Origin of the sequence: Microcoleus sp. Z1_B2, assembly GCF_036700325.1 — a bacterium.
Classification (GTDB): Bacteria; Cyanobacteriota; Cyanobacteriia; order Cyanobacteriales; family Microcoleaceae; genus Microcoleus.
Map to the genome: position 1 here is coordinate 14,348 of NZ_JAUBOQ010000062.1, position 20,018 is coordinate 34,365.

The 20,018-nt window shown below is 45.6% G+C and carries 21 protein-coding genes; 8 read left to right on the plus strand and 13 right to left on the minus strand.

The window, feature by feature from the left end; translation table 11 throughout:
* The 3 genes from QT984_RS26395 to QT984_RS26405 form a co-directional block, all read left to right on the plus strand.
* Positions 1-192 (plus strand): hypothetical protein (locus tag QT984_RS26395; RefSeq protein ID WP_333375262.1); only part of this gene is annotated, 192 nt, incomplete at its 5' end.
* 13 nt (positions 193-205) lie between these two features.
* Positions 206-397, plus strand: a complete 192-nt coding sequence (locus QT984_RS26400; RefSeq protein ID WP_293145052.1) for an NAD(P)H dehydrogenase subunit NdhS — start codon at positions 206-208, stop codon at positions 395-397.
* A 153-nt stretch (positions 398-550) separates the two neighbouring features.
* Entirely contained in the window at positions 551-1,219 is a 669-nt protein-coding gene (locus QT984_RS26405) for an HAS-barrel domain-containing protein (RefSeq protein WP_333274188.1), read from the plus strand.
* Between the two features lie 8 nt (positions 1,220-1,227).
* Here the strand turns inward: QT984_RS26405 and QT984_RS26410 are convergent, their stop codons facing one another.
* The 3 genes from QT984_RS26410 to QT984_RS26420 all read right to left on the minus strand — a co-directional run bounded on the left by QT984_RS26410 (position 1,228) and on the right by QT984_RS26420 (position 2,684).
* Positions 1,228-1,458, minus strand: coding sequence for a DUF7336 domain-containing protein (locus tag QT984_RS26410; RefSeq protein WP_445243053.1), 231 nt, complete (start codon positions 1,456-1,458; stop codon positions 1,228-1,230).
* Positions 1,459-1,641: 183 nt separating this feature from the next.
* On the minus strand, positions 1,642-2,184 hold the full coding sequence (locus tag QT984_RS26415) for a hypothetical protein (protein WP_333057241.1): 543 nt from the start codon (positions 2,182-2,184) through the stop codon (positions 1,642-1,644).
* Positions 2,181-2,684, minus strand: a complete 504-nt coding sequence (locus QT984_RS26420) for a DUF4365 domain-containing protein (RefSeq protein ID WP_333057240.1) — start codon at positions 2,682-2,684, stop codon at positions 2,181-2,183. Before QT984_RS26420 ends, QT984_RS26415 begins: the two co-directional genes overlap by 4 nt.
* 129 nt (positions 2,685-2,813) lie before the next feature.
* Between QT984_RS26420 and QT984_RS26425 the strand changes: the two genes are divergently transcribed.
* Positions 2,814-3,050, plus strand: a complete 237-nt coding sequence (locus QT984_RS26425) for a helix-turn-helix transcriptional regulator (protein ID WP_333057238.1) — start codon at positions 2,814-2,816, stop codon at positions 3,048-3,050.
* Positions 3,051-3,149: 99 nt separating this feature from the next.
* Complete coding sequence (locus QT984_RS26430; RefSeq protein ID WP_333057237.1) at positions 3,150-3,452, plus strand: Rieske (2Fe-2S) protein; 303 nt, start codon at positions 3,150-3,152, stop codon at positions 3,450-3,452.
* 102 nt (positions 3,453-3,554) lie between these two features.
* Here the strand turns inward: QT984_RS26430 and QT984_RS26435 are convergent, their stop codons facing one another.
* Positions 3,555-6,452, minus strand: a complete 2,898-nt coding sequence (locus QT984_RS26435) for a TIGR02921 family PEP-CTERM protein (protein ID WP_333375264.1) — start codon at positions 6,450-6,452, stop codon at positions 3,555-3,557.
* Positions 6,442-7,980 (minus strand): exosortase O, encoded by a 1,539-nt coding sequence (gene xrtO, locus QT984_RS26440; protein ID WP_333057235.1) that lies wholly within the window; start codon positions 7,978-7,980, stop codon positions 6,442-6,444. Before xrtO ends, QT984_RS26435 begins: the two co-directional genes overlap by 11 nt.
* A 142-nt stretch (positions 7,981-8,122) precedes the next feature.
* Here xrtO and smpB point away from each other — a divergent pair, with 142 nt between their 5' ends.
* The 3 genes from smpB (at position 8,123) to QT984_RS26455 (ending at position 10,361) form a co-directional block, all read left to right on the plus strand.
* Positions 8,123-8,590 carry an SsrA-binding protein SmpB gene (smpB, locus tag QT984_RS26445; protein ID WP_006631384.1) on the plus strand — a complete coding sequence of 156 codons (468 nt, stop codon included), beginning with the start codon at positions 8,123-8,125 and terminating at the stop codon, positions 8,588-8,590.
* An 830-nt stretch (positions 8,591-9,420) separates the two neighbouring features.
* A complete protein-coding gene (locus QT984_RS26450; protein WP_333057234.1) occupies positions 9,421-10,137 on the plus strand; it encodes a tetratricopeptide repeat protein in 717 nt (238 codons plus the stop codon).
* Positions 10,134-10,361 carry an Osc7112_2153 family protein gene (locus tag QT984_RS26455; RefSeq protein ID WP_333057233.1) on the plus strand — a complete coding sequence of 76 codons (228 nt, stop codon included), beginning with the start codon at positions 10,134-10,136 and terminating at the stop codon, positions 10,359-10,361. Before QT984_RS26450 ends, QT984_RS26455 begins: the two co-directional genes overlap by 4 nt.
* 437 nt (positions 10,362-10,798) lie before the next feature.
* Here the strand turns inward: QT984_RS26455 and QT984_RS26460 are convergent, their stop codons facing one another.
* The 8 genes from QT984_RS26460 to QT984_RS26495 form a co-directional block, all read right to left on the minus strand.
* The gene (locus QT984_RS26460; RefSeq protein WP_333212500.1) at positions 10,799-12,259 is read right to left on the minus strand and encodes an IctB family putative bicarbonate transporter; all 1,461 of its coding nucleotides are present in this window, start codon (positions 12,257-12,259) and stop codon (positions 10,799-10,801) included.
* 297 nt (positions 12,260-12,556) lie between these two features.
* Positions 12,557-13,441 carry a histidine kinase dimerization/phospho-acceptor domain-containing protein gene (locus QT984_RS26465; protein ID WP_333057229.1) on the minus strand — a complete coding sequence of 295 codons (885 nt, stop codon included), beginning with the start codon at positions 13,439-13,441 and terminating at the stop codon, positions 12,557-12,559.
* 432 nt (positions 13,442-13,873) lie between these two features.
* Positions 13,874-15,316, minus strand: a complete 1,443-nt coding sequence (locus QT984_RS26470) for a 1-acyl-sn-glycerol-3-phosphate acyltransferase (protein WP_333264115.1) — start codon at positions 15,314-15,316, stop codon at positions 13,874-13,876.
* A 459-nt stretch (positions 15,317-15,775) separates the two neighbouring features.
* Entirely contained in the window at positions 15,776-17,782 is a 2,007-nt protein-coding gene (locus tag QT984_RS26475; protein ID WP_333057227.1) for a ribonuclease R family protein, read from the minus strand.
* Positions 17,783-18,095: 313 nt separating this feature from the next.
* On the minus strand, positions 18,096-18,311 hold the full coding sequence (rpsR, locus tag QT984_RS26480) for a 30S ribosomal protein S18 (protein WP_006631377.1): 216 nt from the start codon (positions 18,309-18,311) through the stop codon (positions 18,096-18,098).
* A gap of 168 nt (positions 18,312-18,479) precedes the next feature.
* Entirely contained in the window at positions 18,480-18,668 is a 189-nt protein-coding gene (rpmG, locus tag QT984_RS26485) for a 50S ribosomal protein L33 (RefSeq protein WP_006631376.1), read from the minus strand.
* 38 nt (positions 18,669-18,706) lie between these two features.
* Positions 18,707-19,240: an RDD family protein gene (locus tag QT984_RS26490; RefSeq protein WP_333057226.1), complete on the minus strand. Its 534-nt coding sequence runs from the start codon at positions 19,238-19,240 to the stop codon at positions 18,707-18,709.
* Between the two features lie 106 nt (positions 19,241-19,346).
* Positions 19,347-19,589 carry a DUF7219 family protein gene (locus tag QT984_RS26495; protein WP_333057225.1) on the minus strand — a complete coding sequence of 81 codons (243 nt, stop codon included), beginning with the start codon at positions 19,587-19,589 and terminating at the stop codon, positions 19,347-19,349.
* Positions 19,590-20,018 lie beyond the last annotated feature (429 nt).

Sequence of the window (20,018 nt, forward strand, 5' to 3'; positions counted from 1 at the left end):
ACAGGCATCTTGCCTGTGCTTGTTTGTGGAACAGGCATCTTGCCTGTGCTTGTTTGTGGAACAGGCATCTTGCCTGTGCTTGTTTGTGGAACAGGCATCTTGCCTGTGCTTGTTTCTGGAACAGGCATCTTGCCTGTTTTAGCATCAACTCTCGATCGCCAAGAAAAGGTAAACTATAAACAGCAAACATAACATTCAAACAATTATGATTTTTCCAGGTTCGGCAGTTCGAGTTAAAGATAAGGGTGAGATTTACTACGCATTTCAAGGACAAGTCCAGCGAGTTACCGACGGGAAAGTCGCGGTACTGTTTGAAGGCGGGAATTGGGACAAGCTGATTACGTTCCGCCTGTCGCAGTTGGAACTTGTCGATGCTACGGCTGGTCGCGCGAAATAGTCAGCGGTCATTAGTCATTGTTAATGGGTAATTTGTAATTGCTAAAGTACCCAATACCAGGCTACTAACTCATGACCCTTGAAAACTAGCACAAAACCAATGACGAATGACTAATGACTGATGACGAATGACTAATGACTAATCACTAAAACTATGCGTTTACCTTTACCCCAATTTGCTACAAAAGAGCGCCATCCCGATCGCATTGCTGAGGTTATCGAGACGGCAACTTCGGAGTTTTTGGCTCAATGTTTGGAACCGTTCGACTTAAGCTTTCCCGTGATGCCGCCTTTTGGGAGTTGGGTGAAGGCCGAGGATGAAGAGTCAAAAAATCAAATTTACGGCGTGGTTTATTACGCTACGACTAGCCCGATCGACTCGGTGCACAGAGCTCGCGCTTTGGGTTTGTCCCTCGAAGAGTTGCGGGAAGAACAACCGCAGATTTTTGCGATGCTAAAAACCGAGTTTCGAGTGGCGATTGTGGGGTTTGAGGCTGCGCCGGAAAGGTTGAACGGTCACGGCCCATCGAGGGGTAAAATTTATCAGTATTTGCCGCCGCGCCCGCCGCAAATTCACCAGGCGGTTTATCGCTGCGAACCGGATGAGGTGATTGATTTTACGGTGCAGTTGGATTTTTTGAGGACGCTGCTGGGTGTGACTAATGCGCCGGTGGAGGCGCTGACGGCGGCGGCGATTCGGGAGATTTATCAGTTGCGGATGCGCGATCGATCTTGGTTGGTGGAAGCGGGGAGGAGTTTGAGTGTTTTGTTGAAGGATGATTATGACAGGTTGAGGGTGATTTTGAGTCAGATTCATCCGTAGGGAAAAGGTTAAGAATCAGAATAATAAACAGTGACATAGCCGTCGTTCCAGTGGTCTTTATCTAAGGGATAACAGCTTATATGAAAGCCTTCTGGAGCATCTATAAAACCGGGTTGGGAGAGCATTCTTGCCTTAGCAGATTCGGCTAATGTTTTAGTCGAATAAATACCGATAATTTTTAAGTCTTCGCGGTCATCTCCCAATTCATGGACGTGCTCAAGAATAAAGACATTAATTATTTTATGAAAATCCTTTCACAATCGCTCTTTAGGTTGATTATAGTACAATACGGTTCAGTTAGTGCTAAAAAAACCGATCGTGCGTAGGTTGGGCCCGTGGAACGAACCCTCCGTTTCACTCCACCCAACATTTCCGCTACAATTTTCCTTAACCCAAGCGTATTGGATTATAGTACATAGCATTCATTCCAACCAGGCATCTAAATCTAATGTAAAGTGATGGGTATTTTGCAGTAAAAAAGAGCGACCTTGTTTAACTAAATTGCCTTGACAAATAACCGGAATTCTGGCTTGATAAGCTTTGACTGCCAGTTCGTAGACTGGTTCTGCTAGTTCTAACTGAATGCGCCGCAGCTTGCCAACAATAACGCCCGTCAAAGTTAATTTTCCTGCTGATAATCCTTCTTGCAAGTTGGTAACTATGCCTTGAATGGTAATGTTAGGAGCTGATGTCAAGAGATTGCTGAGGATTTCGATCTGGGAACGATTTTCAGCAATTTCTAGGGTTTGTAAAACTTCAGCCATCCGGCGGGGAAAGTCTAAAAATTCTGGTTTTAATGGTAGCAGAATCTCTAACTCTTCTGAGGTTTCGCTGTGGCGATTCCAGAGAGAAGCTTTATCGTCAATTTGTCGCACTTCTTGCCAGCAATGCGTTTCGAGGTAAGTACGCACAATTTCTGGCTGTAGATTTTTGAGAATTTCGGGATCTCGAACGGTGACTATCATAGAGTTTCGCCTGCTTCTATTAGCTGCATGAGGGTGGTAAGAGCATTTACATTAAAGATATTCTGTCTGGGTATGGAAATTGTAACAGTGGTTTGATTCTGGGTTGGGGGTTGACCTCGCAGAGAAACCCAATAACCGCAATATTTCAGGCAAAGTTCCTGTTGAGATTGGATTAGCCAATTGTCTAAATTGTCGGGTACGACTACAAGGATTAACAGTCGGGGAGTATGAATATTTTCTACTTTCAATTCATTGTAGTTCTTGACTTCGAGCGGATATCTAATTGCTTCCTGTCCAATCACATCCCTAGATGTGCATTTTACCTGGAGTTCAAGTCGGGGATATCGAATAATTCCACTTCCCATACCGCCAGCAAGAATGATATCGATGCCGTCAAAATCTAATGGTCTAGCTGCTATCTGGAAGGAGTAGCCAGCCGAGGCAGCAACTGCATAAATATACGCATAACTGAACTGTTCTTTTTGCTGGTTAATGTCCACAATCGCTATTTGTTTAGTCTATCTCAAGCATAACTGGCACGGGATGATCTCGCTCCTACCTTAGTGTAGCGCCCTAGATGACAATCAGCAACGTTTACAGGAGCATGACTCTCTGACAAAATCGGGAACATGGCAAGAGCAGGTAAAGCCCTCAAAAAAATATTAGAGGCATACGATATCAGTCAATATCAATTGGCGGCAAAGATGGAAATCGATCGCTCAAACGTTAGCCGTTGGGTGAGTGAAGAACGAGATCCATCCGCTGAGGCGGTATTTGCGATTAAGCAAGCGTTGCAGACATTCAATCGGGAGGCGGCTGATGAATTCGTCAGGTTGTACCTGGGAAATGGCGAGGAAAACGGTTAGGTTCTCAGGTGTGGAGAGCGCCCCACCGATCGCCCTTGCTGCATTCAAGGACGATCGCCCATGAATTTGCAATAATTTATTTAAAGCGAGGAAGATTATATGTGGCTAGAAATAACAGCGCTAAATCAAGTTCCCGAATGGGGTGTCTTGAAGGTAAAAGTTGACGAAACTTCAGTGATTTTGAACCGTCAAGGCATGAATGTCACTTGTTACCGCAATGCTTGCACTCATTTAGAATATCCGATCGACATGGGTAAAGTCAGCAACGGTATCATTACCTGTCCGTTTCACAAATATCAGTACAAATTAGATACGGGTAAATGTTTGAATGCACCCGCCGATTCCCTGGAATCTTATCCGGTAAAGATTGAGGGCGATCGAGTTTTTGTAGAAATAAATTAGTCAGGACTTACGGACTCCGACAAAGAAACCGGGTTTTTTACGAAATACTTTGTTACACACCCTAAATTAGGTAAAAACCCGGTTTCTGCGCCCATGTGTACTTTATACCGTTTTCGCGCGCCGCTGACGGAGAAAAACTGCCAAAAGCCCGATCGCACCTACCGTCAACAGCAGCCATTCTTCGGGTTCAGGAACCCCCGAAACATTCAGAGGATTATTCGGCTTACTCAACTGTTCCTTACCCGATTCTACCTCTCTGTCAAATCGATCGCTCTTAGCTTCCGCTGCCTTTAGCTGCTCCCTTTGCGCGTCATTAACTAACACAATCATCGAAGAATACGGAGTCACCACTTTGAAATTTTTAGCTACTGCGTGCATCGCATCCAATTGCGTCAATTGATTTGAATTTTTCTGCTTGCTAAGTGCAGTTATCAACTGCCGCGCAGCTATGGGTTTAAACCCTTCATTTCCGGTATCTTTTAGCTCTGTAACAGCCCCCGATTTGAGTGTCTTTTCTGATTTGGAATTTTTGGCATAACTCCAAGCATAGCCGTCAACAACGCTAACTGTAGATTCGCCCGAAGCTGCTGTCGTTGCTACTCGCTGCATCGCCTCTTTCATATCTGTAGAAACTCCGCCACCGCTATCTTGAATAGCCTTCAATGTTGCGTCGTCGTAGCCGGGGGGCAAACCTCCCAAATGCACTGTCCATAGGGGTGAAGAGATGGAAAGTTTAAGTTTGCGATCGTCCGACAATTCATAACTGTGGCGATCGCTCACCAAAAATACATTATCGTAACTTTTATCGCCCCGCAACTGTGCAAACTGTTGCAGCATATCTTTGAGCTGGATTGTACCATAAAATGTCACCTTTGCCGCATCGAAATTGCGTACATCTTCCACAAACTTAGGTGGCATTCCCGCAGCGCTGGCGACATACACATCAACACCATTTTTGCCTGCTGCATTAGCTTTCAACCATTCAAAAGTCTCTTTTACTTCCTTACTTTCCGCCGCCATGCTGCGGGAAGTATCGAGAATAACTGCAAATTTCTTGCCTTGCGGTAGCGAGTAATTTGCATCAGCCAACGGCTTAGCAGAAATGATATTTCCTCCCGGTAGAATCGCCTGCTGCACGGTTAGCGGTTGCTGTGCGACTGCGGGCAAAAAGTGTGGTAGCCAAGTTTCTCTTGCTTCTTTGCGACTGTATTTTACCTCTTTTCCGGCGATCGTGCGGCGAGTATTTTGGTTCCAAAAAATGTTGCGTTTTTCAGCCAAAACAGGCATCGCCCAACCCTGGGGCTGGCGCATGACTTTGTAAGTAAGCCACAGGTGCATTTCCGTTGGCCCTTCTGTTTGGGTGAATTCTCGTTTAGCCGGGATTGGAAAAGCCCGCAAGCGGTATTGTTTGGGGCCAATTTGTTCTAGCAAAGCCGGATCGACTCTTTCTACTACCTGTTGATTGTAGACTTGTTGGGCGGCACCTCTAGGCGATACCGTAAATACAAAACGTTTGTTTAAATCGCCAGTATCTCCCAGCCAAACTCCTGTAACTGCGGCGCTTTCCGGCAGCGAAAAGTAGTAGAATACTTCTTGCAAGTTCGGCGTTTGATTTTTGTAAACTTCGTAGAGTTGAACGTCAGCCCAGTCGCCGTTTTCTTTGACTGTAACTTCTTGCGACTGCAACCACACTTTTTCTTGATTGACATTCAGCAAACCAGCTTTAGCTTCTTCCCGGTTTGAGGTTGACTGTACCGCGTGTTTTACTGCTTCTGTGTCGCCTTTTTGCAGTTCCGTATCGAAGAATTGGCCGTAGAGTTTTTCCGCTTTTTCTACATCAGCACTAGAGCCTTGATACAAAAACGGCGACATTAAAAAATTATAGCTGTTCTGCAAAGTTTGAGCTGCGCCGTCAGGGAAAATCCAACTATTTTTGTATATCTCATAAATGTGGTTGTTTTCTCCTACAGTGCTGAGGTAGCGGTAAGGGGACAAATAAGCGTTAACTAAGCCCGATCGAATCATATCAGATTTGGCTAATAAAGTTTGGCGAACCGTGTCATTTGCAGGGGGAGTCGCCAGCATTTTCAGCGCTGCAACTTGTGGCTGCTGCTGCAAAGCTGAGAAAATAGCCAGCCAAGCTGCTATGACTCCCAAACTTCCGATTAGTGCTTTATTTTTCCCGTATTGTGCAGCAAAACTCTGCCATATTTTCCGCCCGGAATGAATGTAGAGAAATCCGTACAGCGAAGGCATGACAACGAATAAGCTACAGGTTAAACCAAACAATATAAACGATAGCGGTATCCAAATTAAAGCCGAGGCCCATGCCCCGTATTGAAACATCTCCAGAAATGGTGAAACCCAGGTAAACTTGAAAAATTGAATGACGAAAAATAAGAATCCATAAAGTGTATACCATGCCACAGGTACAGCGTAATAAATCAGCAATGTTGCCGCCCAAACCCCAACTACTACCATTAAACTGTGACATCCTAATTGCAGCCACGCACTTCGCTTTTCTCCGATTAAGTTGAAAATACGAGGCTGTTTATTATGGGAATTCTGGGAATCGAAAATATTTTGCACATTTTCTCTTTTACCCAGATATCCGTACAGCATTTCCACTGAAAATGCTGCAATGCACAAAGCAATAGTAGCGATGATTTGAGAACTAGCTGGGGTGAGTTCTCGCAGCAGGAACAAGCGGAGCAAACACAGCAAAAATAGCGGTGCTTCTACGCCGTAAAACCAACGCATTAGCTGTAGGGGTTGCTTGCCAAAACGCCTAGCTCCTATTACTGTACATACAGTGGGTACTGCGATCGTAGCTGCCATCGTCAAAGAAAACTCTAGGGGGATAGTGCCATCGATTGTCGCCTTAATTAATGGCACTCCTAGAATAGGCAAAATTCCCAAGTAAACAATCGATAAAAATGTCAAATTCCACAGCCAAAAAATTGTTTTAAAAACTCCATCAAACACCTGTTTAATTTTCATTTATTTCTCCTTGTAAGCTTTGTTTAACGGTATCGTAGACGTTACCAGCAAACTCTTTTACTTCCTGATTCTCGGCTTGTAGCGAACTGTCAAATAAAATGGAAACTAGCACCCAATTGTGGTTTTTGTGGGTAAGGTCGCTGCCGATACGGGACATGAAGTTATCTGTAGTTAGCTGTGCAGATTGCAGCCAGTATGCTGCTGATAATTGGTTGTTTTTGAGAGACAGCCAGCGCGCTGTTACGGAAGGAGTTAGTTGTTTTTTTTCTATGCCATTGACGGGAATTCCGCTCGCTACAAAACACAACTCGGGGGCGTGATAAGTTTGCCAGGATGTGCTCGCTACGGTGAGCATGGAACCGCGCAAGTTGCCGGCGACAAATCTGATTTTTTGTGTTTGCGTGTCTGGATAGTTGCCAAAGAATTTTTGTTCGCTAGGATTCAGGGAAATCGACTCTGATTTAATGTATTCAGGTAATGTTAAAGGTGCGATCGCCATTTTTGACGTTTCTACATGAGACAGTTGAGCCATGAGTGCCAAAACTGTGACTGCTGCAATTATTCCGGGTTTTGCTAAAGGGTGATTTTGTAGTCTTTCTGAGTTGGGTTTTGCAGAAGTACCGCTGGTTTTTTCTGGCTGAAATTTCGGTACTCGTTGCAGCATTAACCACGTCACAAAACAAGCACATACTAAACCGACAATTCCCAGAGGAACGTGCATAATTTGTGCTATGTTGGGCTGTTGAAAAACTTCTGAAACCAGGACTAACACGGCAACCCGCGCAGCGTTAGCACATACCAACATTAAGAGATTAGCAGCGCCGACTGCTAGCCATTTTAAACTCAATTTACGCCCTTCTAGCCAGGTAGCAGCAAGCAAAAATAGCGTTCCCACTAAGAGAGTTTTAATGCCGCTGCAAGGCACGTCAACCTGAGCGATGCCGTTTTCCAAAATGATAATATCGTAAGAAGAAATAGCCCCAATGTGCAGCAGAGAAAGCAACTGTTCTACTACCTGAGCAGTGAGGACTCGCGCGGGCAAACCTAAGCCGCTATTCAACTGACTATTAAATGGTAAAATACAAGCAAGCAAGCCCGCAATTGGTAAGTTTTTTCGCCAAAAGTTGGAATCCACCAATAAGCCGCACAGCCCGTAAGTTCCGAGGATAAATAGCAGGACAGTAACTTGTTTGATATCAATTATGTACTGAAGGGCGATCGAGCAAATACCCGCACCCAACATTAACAGCAGCGGATCTCGCCTTAAAACGAAATTGGGTGAAAATCCGAAGGGGCGAGCGGAGTTCCCGCTCGATCGCACTACTAATGCTACAATCAGAAAGCCAATTACTATTTTATATAGTGTGGGTATCTCAACAAACGAGGATAACAGCCACTTAACAGCCGAGATATTGGCCCAAAACCAAGCAAGCGCCAGCAAAAAAGGAGCCAGCCAAACCAAATTAACCGCAGGATGAGGAGTAACAGAATCTGGAATTGCAGAATCAGTGATATTGGTGCGCTGCATGATACCGCTTGATATTCACGTTGGTGACATCTTAGCTCAGCCAAATTGGTAATGTCCAGACCGATTATTTAAGTTTTGTCAAGCTTCGATTTTCTCTACAGAGAAGCTAGCGTTATAATAATTAATTTTATCGGAGGTAAAAATGAGCGAAAAAAGTCCAGGATACAAAATTGTTAGCGATAACCGACAAGCGCGCCATCTCTATGAAATTATAGAGACATACCAAGTGGGAATCGAGTTGAAGGGCACCGAAGTCAAATCTATTCGGGAAGGAAAAGCCAATTTGCGCGACGGATATGGTTTAGTTCGGAACGGGGAACTGTGGCTGATCAACGTTCACATTTCGCCTTGGAGAAGTGCTAGCAACTATTTTAATCACGAACCCCGCCGCACTCGTAAATTGCTGATGCACAAGCAGGAAATTCGCAAATTAATCGGCAAAGTCGAAGAAAAAGGCTTGACTTTAGTGCCGTTAAAAATGTATTTGAAAGGCGGCTGGGTAAAACTGGATATCGGTTTGGGTAAAGGGAAAAAACTGTACGACAAGCGCGAAGATTTGAAGAAACGCGAAGATAAGCGGGATATGGAAAGAGCGATGAAGCAATTTTAGTCATTAGTCATTAGTTATTAGACATCTCCAAAAAATAAACTCAAACCTTTGCTACTGGAAGGTAGAAATTTAATTTATGGAGATGTTTATTAGTCAGGAGTCATTAGTGGTTCATGATGGGTGATTGCTGATTAATGATTGGCTATTTTAAATCGATTTCGGTTCATGACTCATTATAATATTTTTCAAAATCCTCAAGGGAGGAGGTTGAGGACTTCCATCGTCACTACAAACTTAATTAGAGTTATTTCACCGCAGTCCATCTTAGGATCGCGAATTAAATAACTTACAATTTTAATTGTTATTGTGGGATGGGCTCTTATAGCCCGTCCACTCATGACGGGCTATAAGAGCCCATCCCACTTTCAAGAGTGGAAGTTATTTAATTCTCATTCCTTACAGCAAATTCTATGTTGATTAACTAAACCCCAGCTCGTTCGCTCCCCGTAGGGAAACGGCCCAGGGTAAGTCCCTCTACACTTCATAAACCTGGAATACGCTGTATCTCCTCATACAGTCGCATACTGTCGATCGACTGCTGCCTAAGTATTATTACTTAGACAAGGAGAAGAGTTCTATCTGCTTTCTGCTTCCCGGTTCTTTTTTTCTGAAAATATCCGGATGGCTTGTGGAGTCTCAGGAATGGTTAACCTATGCTCGAATACCTCTGGGTAGTGGGAACATTACCCAAGCATTCGGCTGTGGACTCACAAACTCTTATAAGAAAGGGACTCAAACCTGAGTCATTTCGTAAGATTATATGCCATTAGGGTGGCAATTAAATCTGGTCAAAAAATATCGCCCAACTCTCAAGTTAAAAAATGCTAAAAATGACACCATTAGCTAACATTTTCAATGCCATGAAAGAGCCAGTAAAAAAGCATAATAACTCCAAGTGGGGAGCCTTCTTGCTGATGCTAGCAGTAGGCTTTGGCGGCTGGCAAATTGGGTTGCCGGAGCTGGCATCTTTTTTTAATAATAGGGCTTTTGAAAACTACAAAGCCAATCGATTCGCTGATACTCAACAAGCATATGAGTTAGCGCTCTGGGTAGATCCAAAAAGCCGCACAGCTCTTTACAATTTAGGATGGCTTTGCGAAGAGGTGCAAGATTTAGAGTGCGCCCGAGAAAAATATCTGCAAGCTGCAAAACTCGGTCTGCCTGCTGCTTACAGCAACCTGGCTAGGTTATATATAGTCGATAAAAAAAACTATCCGGCTGCAGTTCACTTCCTGTGGCAAGGTTTGAAATTAGCTGAGGACGATCGAGTAAAATATTCTTTACTCAAAAACTTGGGATGGGCTCGCCTGGAACAGGGTCGATATTCAGAGGCATTGCAGCATCTGGATGAAGCGATTAAAATTGATAGTGAAGGGCCAGCAACTTACTGCTTAAAAGCGCAAGTCCTAGAAAAGATAAAAAATACGAAGGAAGCGCTGCCGCAGTGGAAAATTTGTCTAAAGTATGCGGATTCTCAAGAATTCGATGAGGATATATGGATAGGGATGGCACGTCAACGATTAAACGAGGAAAAAACAAAAAAATGAAACGCACAGTTTTGCTTTCATCAACCATACTGGCAATTATAACGGTACTGGAGCTAAGTCAAGCCTCAAAAGCAGTGCCAACTCCTGCGACTGTTAAACCTGCCCTTAATCAATCAGTCGAAATGCTGTTGAGTTCGGATCAGTCGATGCGACAGTGCAGAGATAGAAATGGTGGAAAATATGCGTGTCCGAGATTCATCATGACTCCGGAGAGCGAAGAATAAGAGTTATTTTCAATAAATTTTGTAGAGTGTACCATCACCACTTTACAGCAACAGGTATGTAGTATGTAGTAGTAAGTATGCAGGGTGCGCCGTCCGCACCTTATAGCATTTGAGATGTGAGATTAAGAATTGAAGAATTGGAAATAACTTATGGCGATAATGGTTTGCAGCTTGCATAAAGCTGCATTCTTTTTTGGAACTGTTATAACTCTTAATCATTGCTGTCTAGGCTATTGCTGGCATCCACACCGGGCGCAGGGCTGTTTCATTCGACCAAGGGACAAACCCTGGTGAAGATTCCCGATATTTGAAACATCGATTTGATCATTCGTGGAGGGGGTAGGCATTCTTGGCACTACCCCTACAAAACGATTATTTCCCTGAGAATGAAACCGCCCTGCCACCGGGCGGGGATAAAACCCCGCCAGCAATTCTATCTACTCGCCCTCCGTCAAAGCTGAATCTTGCTGCTGGTGCGAGGTGCTGTAAAAACTAGCAATAATCGCCACCATCAACCACCAAAGCATATTAACTTCCGGCCGGTACCAAACTGTATCGACAAAACCGTGGGCCATCATGCCTGCTAAAGTGGCGATCGCCCCAATCAACCAAAACCCCTGATTCGATTTGAGATTTTGGATTTGAGATTTGGGATTTTGGGATTCTTCCTCTAAATTAGAGATGTTAAATTGTGCATCCCGCAGATTTTTGATCTGCAACAAACCATGATTGACGGTGACAGTCATCAGCCACAGGAAACACATTAAACCGATAAAACCGGTTTCTACCACAATTTCCAGCAGCACCGAGTAAGCGCTCAAAGCAGTGAATCTCGGCTTCATATAAAGCGGGTAAACTTTATTAAAAGCAGTGTTTCCCGGCCCGATTCCCAGAATTGGCCGATCGCGAATCATGTCAATCACCGCCGTCCACACATTAATCCGAAAATTGTTACTGCTGTCACCTCGACCAATAAACATACTCGAAACTCGATCGCGCAGAGGCTCCACTAAAGCCACTCCTAAAATTAACGCCCCAGCCAAACCTCCTAACCCTAACGGCAGCGCCCAAGTTCGCCAGAACCGAGGCATCAAAGGGCTGTACCAGTACCACAGCAGCACTAAAAATACCACCAGTAGAGCCACAAAACCGATCCAAGCACCCCGGCTATCCGTGTAGCGCAAACACGCGCAATTCACCACCAGCATCGTCAGCGCTAAAATTTTTGTTCCCCATCCTTTCCACACAAAAAGTGCGGCAGCGCTCAATGCAATGGCTGGCAGCAAATAGGAACCAAGCAAATTAGGATTTCCCAGAAAGCTGTAAACTCGCGTGACATTGGCTTGAGTAGAAGTCGGATCGTTCCAAGTAGCTAATGGCGGCACTTTGTCAATCCACTGCCGCACGCCGTAGAAACTGACAATTAAAGAGACGTTCAAAAATACGGCAATTAACCACGATCGCCAACGGGGATCTCGCAAGATCCGAGCCATCAGCGCAAAAAACAGCAAATACAGGGTTAGCTTGCTCCAACCAGTAGCAGCGGCGACTTTCACCGGCGACATCGCCGTTGCGACGGTGGCTATGCCCCAGTACAGCAGTACCAGCAAGTAAATCGGCCTCAAGGCGATCGGGCGATCGTCCGAAACAGTTAGCAGCACCCAAAATGCAGCGCTAGCCGCCATCAACACCCCCACCAAGGCATTGTTTACAAACGGCGCCAAACCGAAAGTCAAGGCCAGCAAAACAAAACCCAAGGGTTCTGCCCACTGCATCAGCCAGCTACTCTGCCGCCAACTGCGTAAAGAGCCGATCGCCAAATTGAATAAATAACTTCTACTTTGCCACTGAGAGAGCGGCAAATTTGCCAGAGTTAACTGTTGCCAAACTGAATTCATTTTTAGATTGATTATTGGTAATTGGAAATTGGGAATCGGGAATTGGGAATTGAGTCTAAAAGCATCGACAATTGGTAGTAACTCCCATCTTGGACTATTCTCTCTTAAGGCTTTTCTTGTCGGATCCACAAAGAATAAATTTATTGTGGGGGGACACGCGAGCCCGCGCCTAAAAGCCTTATTGAGAATAGTGCAACATCTCAGTATTAATTAACAAATGACTTGTTTCATCTTCCTTCTTCTTTCCATCCGTTACATCCGTTAGAAAATCCGTTGCCGAACTTCCTTCTTCCTTCTTTAGCCTTCCAACAATTCCGTAGCATTTGTGCAAGGCAGCCAGAGCACGTAGCGATATCCAGATTCCGGGGTTCCTTGAATCGAGAGTTGGCCGCCTTGAATTTCCACCAATTGGCAGCAAAGCAGCAGCCCCAAGCGTTCGCGCGCCCCGTAACCAGCTAACACTGGTGCACTATCCTCTGCATTCTGCGCCGCCAAAGCCGCCAACTCAGAAAACGCCAGCGTTAATCGCTGCGAACCCTGTGTCGGGAGTTGCGGTTCTCCGGGAGAGTCGGTTTCGGAGTTCGATGGCGAACCGCTACCAGATCCGGCCTTCAACAAGTAGTCGGTGTAGAGTTTAGCATGGGGCAAACTTTCCCCTAACCAAGGATGAAAAACCCACACTCCGATGTTGATACCGTCTTCTTTCCGAGAAACGTGGACTCGAATCACGCTGCCTGCCCCAGCAGATTGAATAATGCTAAAAATTAAGTGGTGCAGCATTTGCTGAACCTTATCTTTATCTACCAACCAGATGCGCGACCCGGGCCCCATCGACAAATTAATTTCTTGCTCTCGTCTACTTGCCGCCGAGGACAGGATTGTCACAACCTGCTGGGACAGAGTTTCTATATCGACTGCGGTTCGCTTCAATGTGAAAGCGGAATCATCTAGTTCTGCCAGTTCCAAAATTTCTTCAACTAGCGATCGCAAAGAGCGGCTGCTGTCTTGGATCACGTCAATATATTCTTTTTGCTTGCTCGTTAAGGGGCCATAAATTTCTTGTTTCAACACACTTGCCATGCCGAGGACAGAAGTGAGTGGTGTGAGCAATTCCTGCGCTAAATTATTTAGCAGTTTTACTTTAATTGAGTTAGTAGACAAATCGATAGGTTTGTTAGTCATCGTTAATTTTTATTGGTTCATTGTCGAGCGAGGGTTTGCGGTTCATTAGACCTATTCCCAAAGTCTATAACAATCTGTTTATAATTCACGACAAAAAAAAGTCGTGAAGAAAAATATATATTCCTTCTTCCCTAGAAGCTCTTGTTTATCTGAGTAATTAACTACCAGCCGGGAAGTCCCTCGGTATATTTAAAGGGGATTAATCTGAGCGCTGCGCGAAGTACCCCGTTGGAAATTACTCCTTGGGATGAAAGGCTCGTCGGGTGTAGGTACCCAAAGCGACAATTATTTCTGTATATCCCTTGATAATCTGGAAATACTCTGATAATATATTAGCAAGTGGGGGTGGAACTACCTCACTATAAAAAGCCTTTGAAAAAAAGGAAAAAGAAGCCTGCGGTCTAACTGTACTCAGTTGACAGTCAGGTTTGTTCACGATTTAATCATTGCTTCTAAAGCTGATTGCAAGTCTTGAGTGAGTTCGGCAACTGCTAACCTGCGGCTGGTTTGATATCCCTCCCAACGATCGCTCACTGATATGGGTTCGCCCACGGTCATTTGTACCTGCTGTTTGCCCAACTTCGGTCTGCCGAAAGGATTTCCCCCTTTGATGCGAGCCAGTACGTCCCACAGCAGTAAAGTTGTTTCTGCCAAACGTTCTGCTGTCAGTTGTTCTGCGACGTACCTGCCCGTGACAGACACGAAACTTTCTACAAGTCTCATGTGCCACATCCGAAGACTTGCTTCTTCAGCGAGGCGATCGGCTAATCCTCTTTCTAAGGGAGAAAGTGCTGCAATATCTTTGATATCTTCTCGATAGATATACTCCCAGCCTGCTTGTTCCAGACGGCGGCAGCGGTCTATTAAACTGCCTTTGGGCTTTAAGTTAAAATATTCTTCGGCTACTTGCAAACCCACGTCTAACAAAGCTTTCAGTCGAGCAATTATTACTTCATTGTCCGAATCATTTGCCGTTATTTTGGGGGGGAATAATGATGTTAAACTAGATGTAGATGACTGTATTTGCTTATGATAAAAACGGCTGTAAAACTCTTCCATTACTGCTAGCAAATGACCGCCAAGTCGAATCAGGCGTAGATATTGGAATTTATGATTTTGGTTTTCGGAATCGGAATTTGCCGTCTCTAAATTAGCGATATCGGTGCGTTCTAAGGGTGGCAGTCCGCAATCAATTTCTAATTGAGTTAAAAGTTTTTCTAGGGGTTGCCAAGGTGGATTGACATAGCGGTATTGAATGCCGATCGGCACAATTAAAACTTTTTCAGTGCGTGCGGCTTTTAGCAAATCTTCAACGCACCAGAAACCCATTTGAGCAATTCCCGGTTCGAGGGGGCTCACTATTTCATTGTGACCGTTGGTAGCGCCTTCTGGGGCGGCGGCGATCGGGAATTGGCTGTTGGCAAATAAATCGCGGGCCGATCGCAATCCGGCGCGATCGATCTTACCGCGAACGATCGGAGTGCCACCGAGTTGGGAATAAAGCCAGCCGACTCCCGCACCGGCCCACAGGGGAATGCCGCGATCGTAGATAAAGTGGGAATGTACCGGGGATTGCAGGGGAATGCCTTTGGCCCGCGCCGCCTGGGGAACGAGTTTCCAAATTAGTTGTCCCAAACAGTAGGGATCGTCTGAGTTGGGGTGGCGGAAGGCTAGCAAGAAGCGAACTTTCTGATTTTGAAATTGGTGGAATAGTTCGGCGAGGGTTTCGACGTTTTCGGCTTGAACGTGGCTGATACTCGTCCGAAATCGCAGCCACCAGGGGAGTATTTGCTTACAACCTTGCATCACTAGGGGGTTGTAGGCTGGGGGTATGAATTCCAGCGGTGGCTGAACTTGGCTAATTGAATTGGGCATTGTGCGATTTTAAATTTTAAATTTTAGATTTTAGATTACTAGGTTGGGGTGAAAACTTCCAATTTTGAGAATGCTGAAGTTTGTTTTATTAACCGCAGAGGACGCAGAGGACACGGAGGAAGAGAGGATATAGCAAAGCGTGTCGTGTCAATTTAATGTCAAAAGTATTACCTGTCTGGGATCGGATATCATGTCGAGTCGATCGACCCCAATATTTTCGTCGGGGCGAGTTTACGGGATTTCTGGCTTATATTACAACTTGGGGGTAAACCCGCCCACACAAGAATTACGATTATTTTACAGGACTAGATATGAACCCATCATCTTTTTTACCCCCCTGCCCTTGACAAAGGGGATGCGAGGAGATGGGAAACTCGACTAAAAAGGTGATTTATCCTCAGTTTCAGCCTTCAACACAGATTTTTGCAATCCCAAATCTAAAATCTAAAATCTAAAATCCTATTGTGCGGCTTCAAATATCATTTCTTGGAAGTTAATGACATCCGATCGCGGATCGCAGTGAGTGACTTTGACTTCAAACCGATCGCCTATTGCCACCGATCGACCAAATCGCATTGCCAATTCTAAACCCAAATCTTCCAATAAAATCAATCCGAGATTGCTGTCTTCCCTCAGCCAGCGAAGCATTAAGGCTTCCCAAACTTCATCGGGGTTGCGCCGCAAATATTCCAATCCCCAATAGCGGTTGGTTTGGCGTTCGACGGTGGATGCTTCTTTAACTGCGGTGCCGAGACACATCACAATGTCCTGTATTTCTTCAGCGGAAAAAGGTAGTGGTTCGCCCCGCAGGTGGGCTTTGATTTGGAAGTGAGTCAGCAAGTCGGTATAGCGGCGGATCGGGGAAGTAACTTGAGTGTATAATTCCAAACCCAAGCCGGCGTGGCGTCCGGGGGTGAGACCCATTTCGCTGCGGGGCATACACCGACGCACGGCGCAAGCGCGGGCAGGGCCAGCAGGAACGGCTAGCAGTTCTTCATCGGGAGGGAGTTCGGGCTGTGGCTGATAGCGGTAGGGTATGGGCAGGCTATGAGCTTGACCGTAGCGGGCGGCTAGTTCACCGGCTAAAATCATCATTTCGGCTACTAGCATCCGGGCGGTGGAGTCGTCGATGACGTGAATTTTGATGTCGTCGCCGTTGACTTTGATGACGGATTCGGGCATAAAAATGCTGATTGCGCCTTGGGCTTCCCGCCATTTTTGGCGCAGTTTGGCCGCAGAGGCGATCGCTGCTATTTCTGGTTCTGCTTCGATTCCCAACTCCAGCATTTCGTCTACGTCATCGTATGTCAAGCGGTAGGTGGGTTTTATGGTGCTGATGTGGATGCTGTAATCTTGAGCCGCGCCGATTTCGTCTAAGGTGACGCTGAAGCTGAGGGCGCTGCACTCTTTGCCTTGAATTAAACTCATCGGCCCGGTTGCCAAAGCTGGGGGAAACATGGAGATCATTCCCGTGGGCAGGTAAACCGTAGTGGTGCGCTTTCTGGCTTCGAGGTCGAGTTCGTCTCCGGGGGAAAGCAAGCGGGTGGGATCGGCGATGTGTATCCAGATCCGCTGCTGGCCGTTTTCGAGGAATTCTAAGCTGAGGCCGTCGTCGATTTCGGTGGTGCTTTCGTCGTCGATCGTGTAAACCTTGAGGTGAGTTAAATCGAGACGATTTGTGTCGGAGTCGGTGGGGGGATTTTCTAGGCAGCGTTGGGCCACTTCTAATACCTTTGCGGAGAATTGTAGGGGAATTTGGCTTCGCCGCAAAAACAGGTTTTCGTGGGTACTCCAGAGGCCTAGATCGACTAGGAGGCTAAAGGCTGCTTCGGGGTTTTCGGATCGTTGTAAGCTGGCTAAAGTTTCTAAGGCTGGGGTGCGGTGCGTTGCTTCTTCTCCGAGGATGGCAAAGCGTTCTAGGGCGTCGAGGCGAGTTCGATCGCTATTTTCCCAATCTACATTTTCCCCTGCCAGCCGCTGTTTGACTCGATCCCAAAATCCTTGGGATTCTTGGTGTCGCTGCTGTTCTACTTCTTGCTGGTGTTTGATTTCGGCTACTTGGGCTGCCGATCGCGGTTCGTAGCGATCGCCCTTTTGTTTGAAATACAGTTTATCTGTTGACAGCAAACAGTACGCCGCGTAACACTGGGCCGCACTACTCTCAGAAAATAGCAGCATTGCCAGGGATTCGGGATCTGCTGTTTCTCCGTCACCGACTAAAAGTTCCCAAGCGACTTCCAAACTCGACGGATCTGAGTAGGCTTCTACTTCTTTGAGAAATTTGGGAATGTCGGAGGGTTTGTAAGTTTCTCCGACTACTTCGTAGCTGATTTGTTTGGGCGGTATGCTGTGCGGTTGACCGTTTTCGTCTACCACGACCCAGTTTTTCTTGCCGTCGGGGCGATCGGCAACTGCCAGACGGCGGTCGCCGTGCACTCTAAATTCTACTAACGTTCCCTTCTCCACTTGCCAGCTTTATATTTGAGATTTTGGATTTTTACAGTAGCCACTTATCGAGTTTCGAGCTTGCGATTTTAGATTTTGGATGTTGGCAATTTTTCTGGTCAATTGTGAAAGTTAAAATCTAAAAAGTTTTTCTTTATTCTTGCTTTTTTTTTAACTTTTGACTTGTGATTAAGACTTGCGCTGCTGCGACTCTTAATCTTATTTCGCGATTATTTCGCTGCATTCTTGCTGCACTATTAATGACAGAAAGACGTTGTTCTCGCGCAAGTCTTATTCCCAGTCCAAAATCTAAAACCCAAAATCCCAAATCCTGTTAACCTTCTTGGTTTACGAAGGGCATCAAAGCTACAATTCTTGCTCTTTTGATGCTTCTGGTCAGGTCTCGCTGCTGTTTTGCCGTCAAACCGGTAATCCGGCGGGGCAAAATTTTACCGCGTTCTGTGACGTATTTTTTGAGCAAATCTACATCTTTGTAGTCGATCGGGTCTCCTGGTTTGATGGGCGAAACGCGCCGGCGAAAGTAAGTCATGGTTTGTTGTTTGTTGACTGTTGTTTGTTGACTGTTGATTGTGAGTTTTTAGTTATTAGCCGTTAGTTGCTAGCCGTCAGGAAAGCATTGGTTAATTATCTGCTTTTCGCCGATCAATATCAATTGCCAACAACTGATGACTGATGACTAAGGACTAATGACTAATCGCTACTTGATCTCTTTGTGGGCAGTGTGGCTGTTGCAATGGGGGCAGAACTTTTTGAGTTCCAGCCGCGCCGTCGTGTTGCGACGGTTCTTGGTGGTGGTGTACCGAGACACGCCTTTTGAGCGTTTGCTTACGTTTGTACGGCACTCAGTACACTCTAGAGTAATTATGATGCGGACGCCTTTAGCCATAATTCTAAATAAATTTCGACTAATTTAAACACAATTTATTATCTTCTCACATTGCTCTGCACTTGGTCAAGCAATCTTCTAACTTTGATGTCGAGGGAGTAGCCACGGCGGGTTCCAACTACGATCGTCCCGCCGATGCGATCGTGGAAAGCTTGGGGAAACCTTTCGGCGGAGGTGAGGGCTACGCTACAGTCGATCGCCAGGGGCAGCATCAGCAGCAAGACGGCGGCGTTGGTAGATGTGAGTCCACCTATACCTGCGAAGGCTAAGGCCGCGCAAAAGCCCAGCAATGCCTCGCGCTTGCACAGTTTTTGCACTCCGGGAGTCCGTTGGAATCTGGGATCGACAATTTTCATGTCCAATGCCCAGCGCCCGAGACTTTGGCCTTGGTTTTTCCTGACGATGGCTACGCGCATGATCAGCCACAGCAAAACAAAAAATATGATTTGGACGATCGCATTAGTACCCAGAAGCAAACTGGGTAGCCAAACTGCGATTCCGTCGATGCAGAGGGCCGCGGCGCGGCGGCCGACGGATACTTTGGGAAGGAGAGGTACTAAATCGGAACTCATAGGCAAAAAGGTCGATCGCCACTAGCTACTTTTTGATCTTAAGCTCTCGATTAATCGATCGGCATCAATGGCGTGTAACTCAACTTCCAAGCCAAGCGCTAATTATTCAAGCTGAAAATGGATGTTCGCCAATTCCCAACTGCTTTTTCGACTTTTCCACCTGTTCCCAGAGTGTTTGGATCTGAGTAAATGCCTGTTCCACAGAGATTTTACCGTTAGATGTCAAGGAACTGATGTAACCCACTCGCTGAGAAAACTCTTGTAAATTCGCATTAAATACTAAATTCTCTGGCTTTACTTCACCGTAATAACGATTTTGAGGATATAAAAAATTTGAATTTGCTACCATTGCTTTAACCTCGCTTGAAAACCTTTTTTTCTAGTTATCTATATTATAAACCGCGATCCCCTTCTAAAGTTGTGCTGTAAGTAGCAGAAATTATGTGACATTTGGCGAACTTTTTTGTGATGGCAATTACACGGATAGATGAGGGCGACAAAAACCTCAGTATTTTCACCTGTACAACTTACGCAGGCGGGATCAATCGATTTTAGATTTTAGATTTTAGATTTTAGATTTTAGAATTGAAGCATTGACAAGGCCCAAAAACGGATACGCTGCCACGTACAGGAGTCGTGGAAAGAGCAAAATTTTAGACCGTAGTTAAAGCTCCCAGATTTATCTGTGGGGTCAATCTAAAATCGTAAGGATTCAGGTCTGAAATTCGGGAATGAGGTCAGGCATAGGAAAGTAGTCACAAGAATGGGCATTCATAGC

Excerpts from the sequence above, each read along its gene's own strand:
- QT984_RS26400 (WP_293145052.1), top strand. The coding sequence starts at position 206 with ATGATTTTTCCAGGTTCGGCAGTTCGAGTTAAAGATAAGGGTGAGATT.
- QT984_RS26405 (WP_333274188.1), top strand. The coding sequence starts at position 551 with ATGCGTTTACCTTTACCCCAATTTGCTACAAAAGAGCGCCATCCCGAT.
- QT984_RS26415 (WP_333057241.1), bottom strand. The coding sequence starts at position 2,184 with ATGATAGTCACCGTTCGAGATCCCGAAATTCTCAAAAATCTACAGCCA.
- QT984_RS26425 (WP_333057238.1), top strand. The coding sequence starts at position 2,814 with ATGGCAAGAGCAGGTAAAGCCCTCAAAAAAATATTAGAGGCATACGAT.
- QT984_RS26430 (WP_333057237.1), top strand. The coding sequence starts at position 3,150 with ATGTGGCTAGAAATAACAGCGCTAAATCAAGTTCCCGAATGGGGTGTC.
- QT984_RS26435 (WP_333375264.1), bottom strand. The coding sequence starts at position 6,452 with ATGAAAATTAAACAGGTGTTTGATGGAGTTTTTAAAACAATTTTTTGG.
- xrtO (WP_333057235.1), bottom strand. The coding sequence starts at position 7,980 with ATGCAGCGCACCAATATCACTGATTCTGCAATTCCAGATTCTGTTACT.
- smpB (WP_006631384.1), top strand. The coding sequence starts at position 8,123 with ATGAGCGAAAAAAGTCCAGGATACAAAATTGTTAGCGATAACCGACAA.
- QT984_RS26450 (WP_333057234.1), top strand. The coding sequence starts at position 9,421 with ATGACACCATTAGCTAACATTTTCAATGCCATGAAAGAGCCAGTAAAA.
- QT984_RS26455 (WP_333057233.1), top strand. The coding sequence starts at position 10,134 with ATGAAACGCACAGTTTTGCTTTCATCAACCATACTGGCAATTATAACG.
- QT984_RS26460 (WP_333212500.1), bottom strand. The coding sequence starts at position 12,259 with ATGAATTCAGTTTGGCAACAGTTAACTCTGGCAAATTTGCCGCTCTCT.
- QT984_RS26465 (WP_333057229.1), bottom strand. The coding sequence starts at position 13,441 with ATGACTAACAAACCTATCGATTTGTCTACTAACTCAATTAAAGTAAAA.
- QT984_RS26470 (WP_333264115.1), bottom strand. The coding sequence starts at position 15,316 with ATGCCCAATTCAATTAGCCAAGTTCAGCCACCGCTGGAATTCATACCC.
- rpsR (WP_006631377.1), bottom strand. The coding sequence starts at position 18,311 with ATGACTTACTTTCGCCGGCGCGTTTCGCCCATCAAACCAGGAGACCCG.
- rpmG (WP_006631376.1), bottom strand. The coding sequence starts at position 18,668 with ATGGCTAAAGGCGTCCGCATCATAATTACTCTAGAGTGTACTGAGTGC.
- QT984_RS26490 (WP_333057226.1), bottom strand. The coding sequence starts at position 19,240 with ATGAGTTCCGATTTAGTACCTCTCCTTCCCAAAGTATCCGTCGGCCGC.
- QT984_RS26495 (WP_333057225.1), bottom strand. The coding sequence starts at position 19,589 with ATGGTAGCAAATTCAAATTTTTTATATCCTCAAAATCGTTATTACGGT.